We start from the raw sequence: 15,960 nt of genomic DNA on the forward strand, positions 1-15,960 counted from the left end.
CGGCGCGGCGCGTCACGACGCGCGGGAAGCGGGCTCGCCGTCCATCGCGCGGCGCAGGCTCGCCGGGCGCATGTCGGTCCACACGGCGTCGATGTGCGCGAGGCAGTCGGCCTTCGGGCCGCGCACGCCGACCTCGCGCCAGCCGGCCGGCACCGCCCGGAACGTCGGCCAGATCGAATACTGTTCTTCGTCGTTGATGACGACCGTGTAGACGAGGTCGTCGGTGTCCGCGGAAGGCGTCGTGGCTTGCGTCATGATCGAGAAAAACGGGAGACGGTTGAGGGATGCGAAGCGGCGGAATGTCGATTCAGCCGCTCCTGTATTGAAGACGTTTGGCCGGCGCGATTTTTTACCGGCGCCGCGCGCGGCCGCCGAGAAACACCGGACATTCGACGCCGCGATGGCACGCATCGAGACATTCGGCGCAGTGCCGCTCGGCGTCGCGCACCATGAAGTGCACGAGCGTCTGCGACACGTTCAGCGCGCGCGCCGCGGTCTGCAGCGTCTCCTCGCGCAGCCGCACCATCTCGAACGCCGCGCGGCTGCGCGCGGGCAGATCGTCGAGCGCGGCGCACACGCGGCGCAGCGCGTCGCGCGTCATCAGCGCGGCCTCGGGCGTCGGCTCCGGCGACGGCACGTCGAAGCCGTCGTCCTCGTCCGTGTGATGGATGCTCTCGAAACTCTGCCGGCGCAGCGCGTCGATCGACGCATTGCGCACCATCCGCGTCACGTACGCGACCGGCTGGCGCACCGCGTCCTGGTTCGGAAACTCGACGAGCTTGACGAACACGTCGTGCACGACGTCCTCGGCGCGGCTCGCGCAGCCGACGAAGCCGCGCGCGACGTTCACCAGCATCGCGCGATGCGCGACCAGCACGTCGAGCAGCGCGCCGTGCGCGTGCGGCGCGCCGCGGCCCGCGCGCACGGCCGCGCGCGGCGCAAGATCGGGACAACTGCCGAGGAACGCATTCGCCGTTGCCGCCGCCGGCCGTTCGAGCACTTGCGCCATTGCCATCGATCCGCTCCATCAGTTTCGAGATGGGGCAATTTAACGTAAACGCAAATCATTCTCAATCCGATTAACGGAAAGCCCTTCGATTTTGTCGGGATTTGTCTGATCAAAGTGCGGCGGGGGCCGGCCGGTGCTGCGTCGTGCCGCCGGCCGGCGGGCGGATCACGCGGCGGCGTGGGCGCCTTCGGCCGGCGTCCAGCCGCCGCCGAGCGCGCGATACAGCGCGATCGCGTTCGCGAGGCGCAGCTCCTTGAGCCGGATCAGCGCCTGGCCCGACTCGTAGGTGCTGCGCTGCGCGTCGAGCAGCTCGAGGTAGGTCGCGACGCCGGCCGCATAGCGACGCTCGGCGAGTTTCAGCCGGGCGCCGTCGGCCGCGTAGACGTCCTGCTGCGCCGCGAGCTGGCGATCGATCCAGCCGCGTGCGGCGAACGCGTCGGCCACTTCGCGGAACGCCGTCTGCACGGTCTTCTCGTATTCGGCGACGGCGATGTACTTGCGCGCGTCGGCCACGTCGAGATTGGCGCGATTGCGCCCGCCCGCGAAGATCGGCAGCGTGATGCGCGGCGCAAACGACCAGACGCTGGTACCCGCCGCGAACAGGCTCGAGAACGCGTCGCTGACCGAGCCGTAGTCGGTCGTCAGCGCAATGCGCGGGAAGAATGCCGCGCGCGCCGCGCCGATCTGCGCGTTCGCGGCCTGCAGACGCGACTCGGCCTGACGGACGTCGGGCCGCCGCTCGAGCAACGCGCTCGGCGCGCCGGGCGCGACCGGCGCGATGGTGAGCGCGTCGAGCGTCGCGCCGTCGGCCGGCGCCTCGCGCGCGAAATCGCCGGCGAGCAGCTGCAGCGCGCGCACCGCTTGCGCATGCTCGCGCTGCAGCGCGGCCTGCGACGCACGCGCGGACGCCACCAGCATCTCGGCCGAGCGCAGCTCGATCGCATCGCTCGTGCCGGCCGCGTAGCGGCGCCGCGTGAGCGCGGCGATGCGTTCGCGCGCGTCGAGCGTGCGCTGCGCCAGCGCCAGTTGCTCCTGCAACGATCGTTGCGCGACATACGCGCCGGCGACTTCGGCGATCACGCCGATGCGCACCGTGCGCTGCGCATACGCCGTCGCGAAATAGTCGGCGAGCGCGGCGTCCGACAGGCTGCGCACGCGGCCGAACAGGTCCAGCTCGTAGGCGCTGATGCCGACGCCCGCCCGATACAGCCCGCTCACCGCGCTCTGGCGCACCACCGGGTCGTACTGGCGGGTGCGGTCGTAGGCGAGGTTCGCATCGAGCGACGGCAGCTGGTCCGCGCGCTGCACGCCGTACAGCGCGCGCGCTTCGTCGAGCCGGCCGGCCGCGATCCGCAGGTCGCGATTGTTCGCGAGCGCAGCGTCGATCCACGCCTGCAGCGTGGGGTCGGTGAAGTACGCGCGCCAGTCGTCGAGCAGCGCGGCATCGACCGATGCCGATGCCGATGCAGCGGGCGTGCCACCCTCCCCGCCCTGCCCGCCGTCCGGCGCTGCGTAGCTGGCCGGCAGGGGCGCGGCCGGCCGTTCGTAGTGCGGCGCGAGCGAGCAGCCCGCGAGTGCGAGCGCCGCGGCCAGCGCGAGCGGAACGCGGCCCGCCATGCGGCGATTGAGCGCGACCATCAATGCGAACCCTCCATCGTCGTCGGCTGCGACGCGCCGCGCCGGCGCGGGCCGACGTCGAACACGCGGCCGACCATCACGAAAAACAGCGGCACGAGAAACACCGCGAGCACCGTGGCCGTGATCACGCCGCCGAGCACGCCGGTGCCGATCGCCATTTGCGCGCCGGACGCCGCGCCCGACGCGAACGCGAGCGGCAGCACGCCGACGCCGAACGCGAGCGACGTCATCACGATCGGCCGCAGCCGCAGGCGGGCGGCCTCGCGCGCGGCGTCGATCAGCGGCATGCGCTGCGCGACCAGATCCTTCGCGACTTCGACGATCAGGATCGCGTTCTTCGCCGACAAGCCGATCGTCGCGATCAGCCCGACCTTGAAGTAGATGTCGTTCGGCATCGCGCGCAACGTGACGCCGAGCACCGCGCCGATCACGCCGAGCGGAACGACCAGCATCACCGCGAACGGAATCGACCAGCTCTCGTACAGCGCCGCGAGCGCGAGGAACACCACCAGCACCGACAGCGCGAACAGCATCGGCGCCTGCGCGCCCGACAGCCGCTCCTCGAACGACTGTCCCGACCACGCGTGGCCGATTCCCGCCGGCAGCGTCGCGGCGAGCCGCTCGAGCGCGGCCATCGCTTCGCCGCTGCTGTGTCCCGGCGCGGCCGAGCCGTTGATCGTGAACGACGGGAAGCCGTTGTAGCGCGTGAGCTGGGGCGGCCCGAGCGTCCAGTGCAGCGTCGTGAACGCCGCGAGCGGCACCATCTCGCCGCGCGCGTTGCGCACGCGCAGCTTCTTCACGTCGTCGGGATCGACGCGATGCCGGCCGTCGGCCTGCACGATCACGCGGCGCACCTGCGTGCCGTGCATGAAGTCGCCGATGTAGTCGGAGCCGAACATCACCGCGAGCGTCGTGTTGATCTCGTCCATCGACACGCCGAGCGCCGACGCCTTCGCGCGGTCGATGTCGAGCTTCAGTTGCGGCGCGTCCTGCATGCCGGCGAACATCACGTCGGTCAGCGCAGGGTCGCGGCCGGCCGCCGCGAGCAACTGCTCGCGCGCGGCGCTGAACGCCGCGTAGTCGAGCCCGCCGCGGTTCTGCAGGCGGAAGTCGAAGCCGCTCGTCGAGCCGAGATCGGGCAAGGCCGGCGCGTTCATCGCGAACACCGTCGTGTTCGGCGTGCCCGCGAAGCGCGCGTTGATGCGCGCGACGATCGCCTGCACGTGATCGCGCGCGGCCTTGCGCGCGCGCCAGTCCTTCAGCGACACGAAGATCATCCCGCCGTTCGGCCCTTCGCCGTACAGGTTGAAGCCACCGAGCGCGAACGTGTACGCGGCCGGCTCCTCGCGGCGCAGGTACGCGTCGACCTCGCGCACGCTGCGCATCGTCTCGGCGAGCGGCGTGCCCTGCGGCCGGATCACCATCACCATGAAGTTGCCCTGATCCTCGTCGGGCAGGAACGCGCTCGGCAGTTGCGTGAGCATCAGCACCGCGGCCGCGGTCAGCGCGCCGTACACGACGAGCCAGCGCAGCGGCCTGGCGAGCATCGTGCCGACGCGCGTCGCATAGCGCTGCGTCGCGCGCGCGACGAAGCGGTTGAACGCGCCGAAGAAGCCGCGCTTGTCGTGATGGCCGCCGTCCACCGGCTTGAGCAGCGTCGCGCACAGCGCGGGCGTCAGCGACAGCGCGAGAAACGCCGAGAAGGCGATCGACACCGCGAGCGCGAGCGCGAACTGCCTGTAGATGTTGCCCACCGCGCCGCCGAAGAACGCCATCGGCACGAACACCGAGGTCAGCACCACCGTGATGCCGACGATCGCGCCGCTGATCTGCTGCATCGCCTTGACGGTCGCTTCGTACGGCTCGAGCCGCTCCTCGACCATCAGCCGCTCGACGTTCTCGACGACGACGATCGCATCGTCGACGAGGATGCCGATCGCGAGCACCATCCCGAACATCGTCAGCACGTTGATCGAGAAGCCGAGCGCCTGCATCACGCCGAACGTGCCCGCGAGCGCGACCGGCACGACGAGCGTCGGGATCAGCGTCGCGCGCAGGTTCTGCATGAACAGGAACATCACGAGGAACACCAGCACGCCGGCCTCGATCAGCGTCGTGACGACCTTGTTCATCGACACGCGCACGAACGACGACGTCTCGTACGGGATCTGGTACTTCACGCCCGGCGGGAAGTACGCGGACAGCTCGTCCATCGCCGCGCGCACGCGCCGCTCGGTCGCGACCGCGTTCGAGCCGGGCGCGAGCTTGATCCCCATGCCGGTCGCGACCTTGCCGTTCACGTACGACGGATAGTTGTAGTCGTTGCCGCCGAACTCGACGCGCGCGACGTCGCGCAGATAGAGCGCGGAGCCGTCCGGCTGCGTGCGCAGCGCGATCGCGCCGAAATCGGCTGGCGTCTTCAGCGGCGCGTCGGCGAACACCGTCGCGGCGATCGGCGCGCTGTCCGGCACCGCGCTGCGGCCGATGTCGCCGATCGTCACGCGCGCGTTGTGCGCACGCACGGCCGACGCGATGTCCGACGCGGTGACGCCATGTCCGGCCAGCTTGTCCGGGTCCGGCCAGATCCGCATCGCGTATTCGGCGCCCCAGAACTGCACGCGGCCGACGCCGTCGACGCGGCGCAGCGCCTGCACGACGTTCGCCGACGCGTATTCGCCGAGCTGCACGTCGGTCATGCGGCCGTCGTCCGACGTCAGCGACACGACCAGCTGGATGTTGTCCGCTGCCTTCTCGACCTGGATGCCGGCGCGCCGCACCGGTTCGGGCAGCCGCGCGTCGACCGTCTTCAGCCGGTTCTGCACTTCGACGGCCGCGAGATCGGCGTTCACGCCCTGCTTGAAGGTCAGATAGAGCGATGCGCTCCCGGCGCTGCTGCTCGCCGACGTGTACAACAGCCCCGGCGCGCCGTTCATCTCGCGCTCGATCAGCGCGGTCACCGATTCCTCGACGACCTGCGCGGACGCGCCCGGGTAAGACGCATAGATGCTGACGACGGGCGGCGCGATGTCGGGATACTGCGCGACCGGCAGCGCACGAATCGCGAAGCCGCCGCCGAGCAGGATGAACAGCGCGATCACCCATGCGAACACGGGGCGATCGATGAAGAAACGTGCCATGGTGTATGAACCGGTCAGGTTTGGCGGGCGGGCCCGGCCGCTGCGGCCTTCGCCGGCGGTGCCTGCTCGACGGGCTTCACGACGGTGTCGGGCGCGAACTGCGCGGCGTCGTCGACGATCACGCGCTCGCCGCCCGCGAGGCCGCGCGTGATGCGCCAGTCGCGGCCGCTCATCCGGTCGGCGACGACTTCGACGTCGCGCACCTTGCCGTTCGGCCCGACCACGCGCACCGACGTGCGCTCGGCCGTGCGCAGCAACGCATCGCGCGGCACCAGGATCGCGCGCTGATCGACGGCCGCGTCGAGCGAGATCCGCACGTACGCGCCCGGCAGCAGCTCGCGCTCCGGGTTCGGAAACAGCGCGCGCATCGCGACCGTGTCGGTGGTCGGATCGACCGCGAGATCGCTGAACAGCAGCCTGCCCTTGAGCGGATACGCGCTGCCGTCGGCGCGCACCAGCGTGACCGTGACGTCGTGCTGCGCGATGCCGGTCGCCCGCCCGCTCTTCACCGCGCGGCGCAGCGCCTCGACGTCGGCCGCCGGCTGCGAGAAATTCACGTAGATCGGGTCGAGCTGCTCGACGGTCGTGAGCGGCGTCGCCTGATCCTGGCCGACGAGCGCGCCTTCGGTCACGAGCGCGCGCCGCGCGCGGCCGGCGATCGGCGCAGTGACCGTCGCGTAGTCGAGCTGAAGCTGTGCGCGGGCGAGCTCGGCCTTCGCGGACACGACCTCGGCCCTCGCCTGCGTATCGGCGGCGACGGCCTCGGTGAGGTCGCGCTCGCTGACCGCGCGGTCGCGCACCAGGTCGTCGTAGCGGCGGCGTTTGTCGGTGGCGGCGAGCGCGGCGGCCTGCGCCTTCGCGAGCGCGCCCTGCGCGGCATCGCGCGCCGCCATCAGCGGCGCGGAATCGATGCGGAACAGCACCGCGCCCTGCTTCACTTCCTGCCCTTCGTCGTACGTGCGCGCGGTCACGATCCCCGCGACCCGCGCGCGCACTTCCGCCTGCCGATACGCGTCGAGCCGCCCGGGCAATTCGACCGTCATCGGCACCGCGGTCGGGCGCACCGTCACGACGGTCGCGCTTCGCACGGCCGGCGGCGCGGTATCCGGCCCGCCCTTGCCACATCCGCCCGCGACCAGCATGGCCGCAAGCGCGAGCATCGCGAGCGCGCCGCGCCGCGTGCCGAAACCCGTGTTGTTCATCTGTGACCTCGGATCGTTCGCCGCCGATAGAAAATGCGGCAGCTCAGGGTGGCCGATTATAATCAGTCACGACTGATTAAATATGCACGTTGTCGAACGATTGGCCTACTGTCTCAATAAAACGACAGCGAACTGTAAGGAAATTCACGCCATGGCCCGCAAGACCCGGGAAGAATCGCTCGCCATCAAGCACCGGATTCTCGACGCCGCCGAGCTCGTGCTGCTCGAACAGGGCGTCGCGCAGACCGCGATGGCCGACCTCGCCGAAGCGGCCGGGATGTCGCGCGGCGCCGTATACGGGCATTACCGCAACAAGATGGAAGTCTGTCTGGCGCTGTGCGACCGCGCGTTCGCGCGCACGTCGGAAGGCTTCGAGGCCGCGGACGGCCTGCCCGCGTTCGCGACGCTGCGGCGCGCCGCGTCGCACTATCTGCGGCAATGCGGCGAGCCGGGCTCGATGCAGCGCGTGCTGGTGATTCTCTATACGAAGTGCGAACAGAGCGAAGAAAACGGCGCGCTGCTGCGCCGGCGCACGCTGCTCGAGCTGCAGATCCTGCGGATCACGAAAGCGCTGCTGCGCCGCGCGATCGCGGGCGGCGAGCTGGCCGCCGATCTCGACGTGCATCTGGCGGCCGTCTATCTGGTGTCGTTGCTCGAAGGCGTGTTCGCGTCGATGATCTGGACCGACCGCCTGCGCGGCACCCGCTGGAACGACGCCGAAGCCATGCTCGACGCCGGTTTCGACGCCGTCGAGTCATCCGGGGCGCTGCGCGTGCGCACGCAAAAATTGCCTGCCGCGCGGAAAGCCGCGCAATAAATGCTGAATTAACCCCAATTTCCGCACTGCGAAACGAATGGGCCGACCCTCTTTAAAATTTTCAACGTTTCGCGGAACATCGGTAGACTGACGCGGTCATCATTGCTTAGCGTCTTCGTGATAATCGGGTTCGACCCGGCCGTTCACGCCGCCGTTCGAAGCGGGCGCGCCCGCAAGTTGGGTCGAACGGCAACGACACGGGCCCCACGCGGGGCCTGTTTTGTTGCACGCCCGTCGCCCGCCCCGCGCCTGCGCGGCGCCTTTCGCGCGACGGCTCCTGCCCACACCTCTTTGAACCGCTTTCCTGGATGTGGACACCTTTGGTCAAGCCTGCTGCAACCCCTGATGCCTTCGCGCCCGGCCGTGCGCAGCGCCTCGTGCGCGCGCTGGTGCCGGCCGCCGTGCTCGGCGCCCTCGCCGCGTTCGGTCTCGCCGCCGCATTGCCGGCGGTTTCGCAACTGCCCGGCGCCGTCGATTCGGGCACGGCCGTGCTGCCGCAGCGCGTGCTGTCCGACACGCCGTTTCCCACCGCCCAGCATTTCGTGACGAGCGAGCTGGCACACACGATCGGCGAGCGCCACGCGTTCGCCGAGCGCAGCGCGCAGCCCGGCCTGTTCGCGTCGCTCAGCGCGCACCGCAACGACATGCTCGGCTATCCGAACCTGTTCCAGTACGCCGAGCCCGACCGGAGCCACGGGATGCGCGCGGGCGACATCGAGCTCACGCTGTCCGACACGCTCGATCGGCTCGACGTGCCGCCCGAGGTGCGCATCCAGCTCGGCGATCTCGTCACCGGCAAGGTGGCGATGCGTGCGAGTGCGCAGCGCGGCGACTACTACCGGATCGCGTACGACACCAACAACGGCACGCCGCACCTCACCGCGGTCGAGCTGCGCGTCGCGGGCCGCAAGTTCGGCGCGATCTGGTTCCACGCGCCGGGCGCCGAGCATGGCGCGTACTACACGCTCGACGGCGCGCCGCTCGAAGCCGCCGCGTTCACGATGCCGGTCAAGTGGACGCGCATCAGTTCGTTCTTCGGCGAACGCGTGCATCCGCTGTCGCAGGCGATGGCGTTCCACACCGGCGTCGATCTCGCGGCGCCGACCGGCACGCCGGTCGATGCAGCGGCCGATGGCGTCGTGTCGTTCGTGGGCACCGATCCGGGCGGCTACGGCCATTACGTGATCGTCGATCACGCCGACGGCTATTCGACCTACTACGCGCATTTGTCTGCGTACGCGCGCGGGCTGAAGGTCGGCGAGACGGTGAAGCAGGGTCAGCGCATCGGCTCGGTCGGGATGACCGGCGCGGCGACCGGCCCGCACCTGCACTTCGAGGTGCGCATCGCGAACGACCCGGTCGATCCGCTCGTCACGCTCGCCAGCGCGCAAACCGAGCTGTCCGACATGCAACGCACCGCGTTCCGTCAGGAAGCCGCGCAGTGGCGGTTCCGCCTCGCGTCGATCGGCACGACGCCGTTTGCGTTCGCGCAAGGCGACGGCCCGCTGTGGGGCGACTTCGCGGTCGGGCCGTCGACGCTGCGTTCGGTGTTCGATACGCATTACGGCGCGTCGTAACGTTCGGTCGGGTGTGTGGCCGGGGCGGTGACGTGCGTGGGTAACCGCAGGATCGCGATATCGGTCGACGCCGCGCCACTCCCGGCGTTTGGTTGATCCGCTGTGGCGAAACGTAGCCGGTGCCCGCGCTGCGCAGCACCGACGCGCGCCGCCGCGTGGCGTCATCGAACCTCATACCGCAAGCAAGCGCGCATCACGCACCGCACGCGGCACACCCGTCATCGCGCGGGTTCGGTCCGGTCGGGCGTCGTGCGTGCGATCTGCTGCGCACGCTCGCGGCGCGACAGCAGCCAGCGCGCTGCGCCGTCGAGCGACGTGCACAGCACGAGGTACAGCACCGCGACGAACAGGAAGATCGGCGCCGGATACACCATCAACCGGTTGTTCACCTGCGTCGCGACGAACGACAGTTCCGGCACGCCGACGATGTACGCGAGCGACGTGTCCTTCACGAGCGCAACCCACTGGTTCACGAACGACGGCGTCATGATCCGGATCGCCTGTGGCAGCAGCACGTGGCGCACCGTCTGCCAGCGCGTGAGCCCGAGCGACAAGCCCGCTTGACGCTGCCCCTCGCCCGCCGCGACGATGCCCGCGTGCACCGCGTGCGCGAGATAGGCGCCGCCGATCAGCGCGAGCGCGCAGACGACGGTCGCGAGCCCCGGCACGTCCATGTGCAGCAGCATCGGCATCAGGAAGTACGTCCAGAAGATCAGCATCAGCACCGGAATCGCGCGGAAAAAACCGATGAACGCGAGCAGCAGGACGCGCAGCGGCCCGCGCGCGAGCGCCATCCCCACACCGAGCGCGACGCCGAGCAGCGCGGACGCGACGGCCGATGCCATCGCCAGCACGAGCGACAACGCGGCGCCGCCGAGCGGGCCGTCCGGGAAGGCGCCGACGAGCAGATACGGCAGGTTGTCGAGCAACAGCGAAAGGTCCATCGTCACCGCCCTGCGCCGAGCCGGTCGCGCCATTGCGTGGCCGCGTACGCGGCGGCCTCGATCGCGGCCACCGCGGCGACATACAGCACGGTCGCGATGCCGAATGCGGCGAAGGTTTTGAACGTCTCCGTCTCGACCTGCCGCGACGCATAGGACAGCTCGGCGACCCCGATCGCCATCGCGAGCGACGAATTCTTGACGAGATTCATGTACTGGCCGAACAGCGGCGGCAGCGCAATACGCACGGCTTGCGGCAGCACCACGTAGCGCAGCGACTGCATCGGCGTGAGGCCGAGCGCCGCAGCGGCATCGTGCTGCGCACGCCGCACGCCGCGCAGGCCGGCTTCGCATTCCTCGGCGACGAACGCGGCCGTGTAGGCGCTCAGCCCGACCCAGCCCGCGACGAATTCGAACGACGGCCAGGCGAGCGTGAGCGGGCCGATGTCGAGCCGGTGGCGCGCATTCAGCCACGCGATCCACGTATCGGGCAGCAGCGACGCGACGCCGAAATACCAGAACAGCAGCTGCACGAGCAGCGGCGTATTGCGCAACGCCACGACATAGCCGGCCGCGAGCATGCGCGGCGCCGCCCCGCGCGCGTGACGCATCACGGCGAGCAGCAAGCCGCCGACGCTCGCCGCGAGCGCCGACGCAGCCGCCAGGCCGAGCGTGACCAGAAAGCCCTGCCACAGCCAGGACAGATATTTGGGAGCCAACCCGAACATGAGATGGTGCGATCGCGGCGGGCGCGATCGGGTAAGTGACACGGGAAACGCCGCGATCCGTCGCACCGCGACGGGCGCCGGGCAACGTGCGGCGGGCGATCTCGACGCGCGGCGCGAACGACTCAGGTGCGATCGCCGATGCGGAAGATGCGCGTGAGCGGCGTCCTGGTCGTCGGGCCAAACCACGCGTCGTAGATCTGCGCGGCGCGACCGTTCGCCTCGAGCCCCTTCAGCGTGTCGTTCACGAAACCGAGCAGGCGCGCTTCGCCCTTCGGCACACCGACGCCCATGTAGTCGTTCGAGATCGTGAACGCGGGGATCTCGTAGTTCTGCTTGTCGGGCACGTTCGCGAGCAGGCCGATCAGCTTCGGGCCGTCCTGCGTGATCGCCTGCACGTTGCCCGCGCGCAGCGCCGCGAATGCGAACGGCGTGTCGTCGTACGCGACGATCGTCGCGCCGGGGAACTTGTCGCGCAGCGTGATTTCGTTGGTCGTGCCCTTGTCCGCGCCGACGCGCAAGCCATTCAGCTGGTCGGCCGATTTCAGCACGCCCTTCTTCGCGAGAAACTGCTGGCCCGACGAGAAGTACGGAATGCTGAAGTCGACCTGCTTCGCGCGCTCGTCGGTGATCGTGAAGTTCGCGAGCACCAGGTCGACCTTGCCCGAGGTCAGGAACGGAATGCGGTTGGCCGGATTGGTCGGCTGCAGTTGCAGCTTCACGCCGAGCTTGTCGGCGAGCGCCTTCGCGTAGTCGACGTCGAGGCCGACGATGTGGTGGCTTTTCGCATCGACGAAGCCGAACGGCGGGTTGCTGTCGAACGTCGCGACGCGCAGCACGCCGGCTTTTTTGATGTCGTCGAGGCGGTCTGCATGCGCGAGCGTGCCCGCCGTGACGAGCGCGGCTCCGACGAGCCAGGTAGCGAGAGTGTGGAATTTCATGAGCGCAGCCTGCATTGTTATGAGGGCCGCCGCGGATCGCGCGGCGGCCCGGTTCGAGGAACATCGCAACGCGGTGTATCGTCGCGAAGCCGCTAACGTATCAGCGCATGCGGCGGATTCGAACCAACAAATGATGCTTTGCTCTGCGGGTTTCGTGATGACGCGCGAGCGCGGTCATTCGTCGCCGGCATCCCCGCCATCCCCGCCATCCCCGCTGCCGTCGGCCGACGCCGCGCACAGGAACTCGCCGTCGCCGCCGTCCTGCAGATAATCGAGCGAGCGGTCCATGGAGAGGAACGACAGCGTACCCGCTGCCCCGAGCGCGAACAGCGTGCGGCGGTCAGGCGCGAAGATCGCCTGCCCGGCGCCGCCCGCCACCGGAAACTCGCCCACGGTGCGACGCGTCGCCGTCTTGATCACGCGCAGCGGCTTGCCGTCGAAGCCGGCGACGGCGATCAGCGAGCCGTCGCCGCTGCCGTCGAAGCTGTGCATCGACGTGTCGCACACCGGATAAGCGCTGCGTACGGCAAGCGTCGACGCGTCCCGCCATTGCGCCGACGACGCGTTGTAGAACCACACGCCGGCACCGTTCGCGCCCGGCTTCGCTTCGATGAAATCCGCATCGACCGGATAGGTTTGCACCGGCGCATTCGTCGCCGTGTCGAAGGCGACGATGGCACTCTTCTCGAACGCATACGCATACAGCCGCTTGCCGTCGGGCGACAGCCACATCGACAGCGCGCGGCCGAACTCGACGCCCGACGCATCGTGATCGCCGAGCCGCAGCGTCGCCACGACCTGCGGCCAGTGCACGAGGCTGACGACCGAAATCGTGTCGTCGACGCTGTTCAGCACGTACAGCCTGTCGTTCGATGCGGACGCCACGATCGCGCGCGGGAACCGGCCGAGCGTCACGCCGTCGACGATCGCGCCGCTGTTCAGGTCGATGCGCACGAGCCCGTTCTCGCGCATCGACGCGACGTACGCATAGCGTTCGTCGGGGCTCACATAGACGCCGCTCGCGCCGCGGCCGCGGCACATGTTGCCGGGGCAGCCGTCGAGCCCGGTCGCGAACGGTTCGCCCGCGATCGTGCGCACGACCGCCTGGCGCTGCGCATCGACCACGACGAGCGTGTTGCGGTCGATGTCGGTCACGTACAGCCGCTTGCCCGACGCGCCCAGCACCATCGCATACGGCCACTTGCCGACCGGCACGACGGTGCCTGCGGCGCGCTCGGCCGACACGGGCGCGGGCCGATGCTGCTCGTCGTCGCGGATCTGCGCGGCGATCGCGGCCGCCTGCTGTTGCGCCTGCCGCTTCGCGGCGTCGTGCGCGAGCGCGCGATCGGTCGCGACGCGCCAGCTTTGCAGCTCGTCGCTGCCCGCGCGCTGCGCCGCCATCACCATCGCGGCGCTGCCGAGCACCGCGACCACGAGCGGCACGGCGACGCGCGCCGCACGCGTGCCGCCATACATCAGCCAGCCGGCGACGAAGCCGACGATCACGCCGCCGAGATGCGCGGCCTGGTCGATGCCGGAAATCACGAAGCCCGAGCCGAGGTTGAGCACGATGACCTGCGCGACCGCGGCGAGATTGATCGGCACCTGCGCGTCGGCTCCGGCCTCGCGCCGGCGTCGCAGCACCAGCGCCGCGGCGGCGCCGGCCAGCCCCATCAGCGCGCCCGACGCGCCGACGCTCACCACCGGCTGGATGCCGCTCGTCTGCAGCACGACGCCGAAGGCGAAACTGCTGCCGCCGACTTCGTGATAGCCGTGCCACAGCGCGCTGAGCAGCGAGCCGCCGAGCGCGGACAACAGATACGCGACGCCGAACCGCAGCGTCCCGCCCACGCGTTCGAGCACCGTGCCGAGCACGATCAGCATGTACATGTTGAGTGCGACGTGCATCCAGCTGCCGTGCAGGAATGCGCTGGTCAGCAGCCGCCACGGCTGCCCGGTGAGCGTGTACGGCGCGAAGTTCGCGCCCCAGTCGAGCAGCAGCGGATTCGACAGCTCGCCGTACGAGGCGGCGCGCCACATCAGCACGAATATCGCGATATTGACGACGGCCAGCACGATCGTCAGCCACGGCCTGGATGTTGGTTGTTCTCTCATGGGATCTTGGTATGGGTTGTCGCGCGTGAGCCGCGCGCGCGCCATTATATTTGGTGTCCCTGACACTGCCGGCCGCGTGACGGAGCGGGAACAAAAAGACGCCCGCTGCAGGCAGCGGGCGCGAATCCCAGTCAAGGAGGTGTCACACGAACTACGCGCCCAGCATAAGCGCTGGCGCCGAGCGCGGACAACGAAGCGATTTCGATAACGATATCGCGCGATGCGCGATGCGCTTACGCGCGGCGACCAGCGACGCGAACCGGCCATGAACAAAAAACGGCGCGCCACGTACATCGCGGCGCGCCGTTCCGTGGCGTCATGCCGGCCGCACCGGCGGCCGCGCCGTTGCACCGATCACGGCTCGTGACGCAGATAGCCCTCCTTGCTCGGGTCGCGCATGCGCCACGACACGATCAGCGAGATCGCGCACAGCGCGGTCACGTACCAGTAGAAGGTCTCCTCGCTGCCGATCGACTTGAACCACAGCGCGACGTATTCGGCCGAGCCGCCGAAGATCGCGTTCGCGACCGCATACGACAGGCCGACGCCCATCGCGCGCACTTCCGGCGGGAACATCTCGGCCTTGATCAGGCCGCTGATCGACGTGTAGAAGCTGACGATCGCGAGCGCGACCGTGATCAGCACGAACGCGGCCGTCGGGCTCGACACCGTCTTGAGCGCGTGCATCAGCGGCACCGTGCCGAGCACCGACAGCGTGCCGAACAGGATCATCGACGTGCGCCGGCCGATCCGGTCGGACAGCGCGCCGAACACCGGCTGCATCAGCATGTAGACGAGCAGCGCGACGGTCATCACGTTGCTGGCCGTCTTCGCGTGCATGCCGGCCGTGTTCACCAGATACTTCTGCATGTACGTGGTGAACGTGTAGAAGATCAGCGAGCCGCCGGCCGTGAAGCCGACCACCGTGAAGAACGCGCCCTTGTGCTGCCACACGCCGCGAATCGTGCCCGCGTCCTTCTTGTCGCGCGACGCGCTGGTCGACGTCTCGTCGAGCGACTTGCGCAGATACAGCGAGATCAGCGCCGCCGCCGCGCCGCACACGAACGGAATGCGCCAGCCCCACGCCTTCAGCTCGTCGCCCGACAGCGCCTGCTGCAGGATCACGAGCACCAGCAGCGCGCACAGCTGGCCGCCGATCAGCGTCACGTACTGGAACGACGCGAAGAAACCGCGCCGCCCTTGCAGCGCGACCTCGCTCATGTAGGTCGCGCTCGTGCCGTACTCGCCACCGACCGACAGCCCCTGAAACAGCCGCGCGACCAGCAGCAGCGCGGGCGCGAGCGCGCCGATCTGCGCGTAGGTCGGCAGCACCGCGATCACCAGCGAGCCGCCGCACATCATCAGCACCGAGATCATCATCGCCGCGCGGCGGCCGTGACGGTCGGCGATGCGGCCGAACAGCCAGCCGCCGATCGGACGCATCAGGAAGCCGGCCGCGAACACGCCTGCCGTGTTCAGCAACTGGGTGGTCGTGTTGCCGCTGGGGAAGAACGCCGGCGCGAAATACAGCGCGCAGAACGAGTAGATGTAGAAGTCGAACCACTCGACGAGGTTGCCCGACGAGGCGCCGACGATGGCGAACACGCGCCGCCGGGTGTCTTGCGCGGACAGCGCAGCTTGGTCGCTCTGGACGTCCATGGGTTGGTCTGTTTCCTTTTAGTGCTTTGCTGGGGCGAGACGGCCGCAACCGCCGCGTGGGGGGTCGCACGTGGCACCGGTTCCGGCGCACGGCGCTACGGGAGTTTAGCCAAATGTAAAGTAGCAGTCTCTCCGGGTTCATCCCGATGTAGAAAAATCTTCTCCTGCCGAGCGTTCGTCATATGAAAACGCCAGCCGC

General features: G+C 69.3%; 12 protein-coding genes. 2 read left to right on the forward strand and 10 right to left on the reverse strand.

All coding sequences use genetic code 11. From position 1 onward, the window contains the following. Window positions 1-12 precede the first annotated feature (12 nt). The 5 genes from MBR110_RS09910 to MBR110_RS09930 all read right to left on the reverse strand — a co-directional run bounded on the left by MBR110_RS09910 (window position 13) and on the right by MBR110_RS09930 (window position 6,986). Complete coding sequence (locus MBR110_RS09910; RefSeq protein WP_011884790.1) at window positions 13-255, reverse strand: MbtH family protein; 243 nt, start codon at window positions 253-255, stop codon at window positions 13-15. Window positions 256-349: 94 nt separating this feature from the next. Further along, complete coding sequence (locus MBR110_RS09915; protein WP_011884789.1) at window positions 350-1,015, reverse strand: RNA polymerase factor sigma-70; 666 nt, start codon at window positions 1,013-1,015, stop codon at window positions 350-352. 159 nt (window positions 1,016-1,174) lie between these two features. After that, entirely contained in the window at window positions 1,175-2,647 is a 1,473-nt protein-coding gene (locus MBR110_RS09920) for an efflux transporter outer membrane subunit (RefSeq protein ID WP_181709052.1), read from the reverse strand. After that, window positions 2,647-5,784: a multidrug efflux RND transporter permease subunit gene (locus MBR110_RS09925; protein ID WP_059734175.1), complete on the reverse strand. Its 3,138-nt coding sequence runs from the start codon at window positions 5,782-5,784 to the stop codon at window positions 2,647-2,649. Before MBR110_RS09925 ends, MBR110_RS09920 begins: the two co-directional genes overlap by 1 nt. Before the next feature lie 14 nt (window positions 5,785-5,798). Next, window positions 5,799-6,986, reverse strand: a complete 1,188-nt coding sequence (locus MBR110_RS09930) for a MexX/AxyX family multidrug efflux RND transporter periplasmic adaptor subunit (RefSeq protein WP_014723004.1) — start codon at window positions 6,984-6,986, stop codon at window positions 5,799-5,801. 151 nt (window positions 6,987-7,137) lie between these two features. Here MBR110_RS09930 and MBR110_RS09935 point away from each other — a divergent pair, with 151 nt between their 5' ends. Both MBR110_RS09935 and MBR110_RS09940 read left to right on the forward strand, forming a co-directional pair. Beyond that, window positions 7,138-7,803 (forward strand): TetR family transcriptional regulator, encoded by a 666-nt coding sequence (locus MBR110_RS09935; RefSeq protein WP_011884784.1) that lies wholly within the window; start codon window positions 7,138-7,140, stop codon window positions 7,801-7,803. Between the two features lie 308 nt (window positions 7,804-8,111). Beyond that, window positions 8,112-9,380: a M23 family metallopeptidase gene (locus MBR110_RS09940; RefSeq protein WP_011884775.1), complete on the forward strand. Its 1,269-nt coding sequence runs from the start codon at window positions 8,112-8,114 to the stop codon at window positions 9,378-9,380. 218 nt (window positions 9,381-9,598) lie between these two features. Here the strand turns inward: MBR110_RS09940 and MBR110_RS09945 are convergent, their stop codons facing one another. From MBR110_RS09945 to MBR110_RS09965, 5 genes are all read right to left on the reverse strand, one after another. Beyond that, window positions 9,599-10,324: an amino acid ABC transporter permease gene (locus tag MBR110_RS09945; protein WP_011884774.1), complete on the reverse strand. Its 726-nt coding sequence runs from the start codon at window positions 10,322-10,324 to the stop codon at window positions 9,599-9,601. Between the two features lie 2 nt (window positions 10,325-10,326). Then, window positions 10,327-11,049 (reverse strand): amino acid ABC transporter permease, encoded by a 723-nt coding sequence (locus MBR110_RS09950; protein WP_014723001.1) that lies wholly within the window; start codon window positions 11,047-11,049, stop codon window positions 10,327-10,329. A gap of 122 nt (window positions 11,050-11,171) precedes the next feature. Next, complete coding sequence (locus MBR110_RS09955; RefSeq protein ID WP_034193107.1) at window positions 11,172-11,987, reverse strand: ABC transporter substrate-binding protein; 816 nt, start codon at window positions 11,985-11,987, stop codon at window positions 11,172-11,174. Window positions 11,988-12,161: 174 nt separating this feature from the next. Then, window positions 12,162-14,102, reverse strand: a complete 1,941-nt coding sequence (locus tag MBR110_RS09960) for a rhomboid family intramembrane serine protease (protein WP_181709053.1) — start codon at window positions 14,100-14,102, stop codon at window positions 12,162-12,164. Window positions 14,103-14,456: 354 nt separating this feature from the next. Further along, entirely contained in the window at window positions 14,457-15,761 is a 1,305-nt protein-coding gene (locus MBR110_RS09965; protein ID WP_011884766.1) for an MFS family transporter, read from the reverse strand. Between the last annotated feature and the right edge of the window lie 199 nt (window positions 15,762-15,960).

The organism is Burkholderia sp. MBR-1 (assembly GCF_013822785.1).
In the GTDB taxonomy this organism is placed as follows: Bacteria; Pseudomonadota; Gammaproteobacteria; order Burkholderiales; family Burkholderiaceae; genus Burkholderia; species Burkholderia vietnamiensis.

What these genes read in the sequence shown, in the direction of transcription:
- MBR110_RS09965 (WP_011884766.1), bottom strand. Translation starts at nt 15,761, where the DNA reads ATGGACGTCCAGAGCGACCAAGCTGCGCTGTCCGCGCAAGACACCCGG.
- MBR110_RS09955 (WP_034193107.1), bottom strand. Translation starts at nt 11,987, where the DNA reads ATGAAATTCCACACTCTCGCTACCTGGCTCGTCGGAGCCGCGCTCGTC.
- MBR110_RS09930 (WP_014723004.1), bottom strand. Translation starts at nt 6,986, where the DNA reads ATGAACAACACGGGTTTCGGCACGCGGCGCGGCGCGCTCGCGATGCTC.
- MBR110_RS09935 (WP_011884784.1), top strand. Translation starts at nt 7,138, where the DNA reads ATGGCCCGCAAGACCCGGGAAGAATCGCTCGCCATCAAGCACCGGATT.
- MBR110_RS09940 (WP_011884775.1), top strand. Translation starts at nt 8,112, where the DNA reads ATGTGGACACCTTTGGTCAAGCCTGCTGCAACCCCTGATGCCTTCGCG.
- MBR110_RS09920 (WP_181709052.1), bottom strand. Translation starts at nt 2,647, where the DNA reads ATGGTCGCGCTCAATCGCCGCATGGCGGGCCGCGTTCCGCTCGCGCTG.
- MBR110_RS09960 (WP_181709053.1), bottom strand. Translation starts at nt 14,102, where the DNA reads ATGAGAGAACAACCAACATCCAGGCCGTGGCTGACGATCGTGCTGGCC.
- MBR110_RS09910 (WP_011884790.1), bottom strand. Translation starts at nt 255, where the DNA reads ATGACGCAAGCCACGACGCCTTCCGCGGACACCGACGACCTCGTCTAC.
- MBR110_RS09925 (WP_059734175.1), bottom strand. Translation starts at nt 5,784, where the DNA reads ATGGCACGTTTCTTCATCGATCGCCCCGTGTTCGCATGGGTGATCGCG.
- MBR110_RS09950 (WP_014723001.1), bottom strand. Translation starts at nt 11,049, where the DNA reads ATGTTCGGGTTGGCTCCCAAATATCTGTCCTGGCTGTGGCAGGGCTTT.
- MBR110_RS09915 (WP_011884789.1), bottom strand. Translation starts at nt 1,015, where the DNA reads ATGGCAATGGCGCAAGTGCTCGAACGGCCGGCGGCGGCAACGGCGAAT.
- MBR110_RS09945 (WP_011884774.1), bottom strand. Translation starts at nt 10,324, where the DNA reads ATGGACCTTTCGCTGTTGCTCGACAACCTGCCGTATCTGCTCGTCGGC.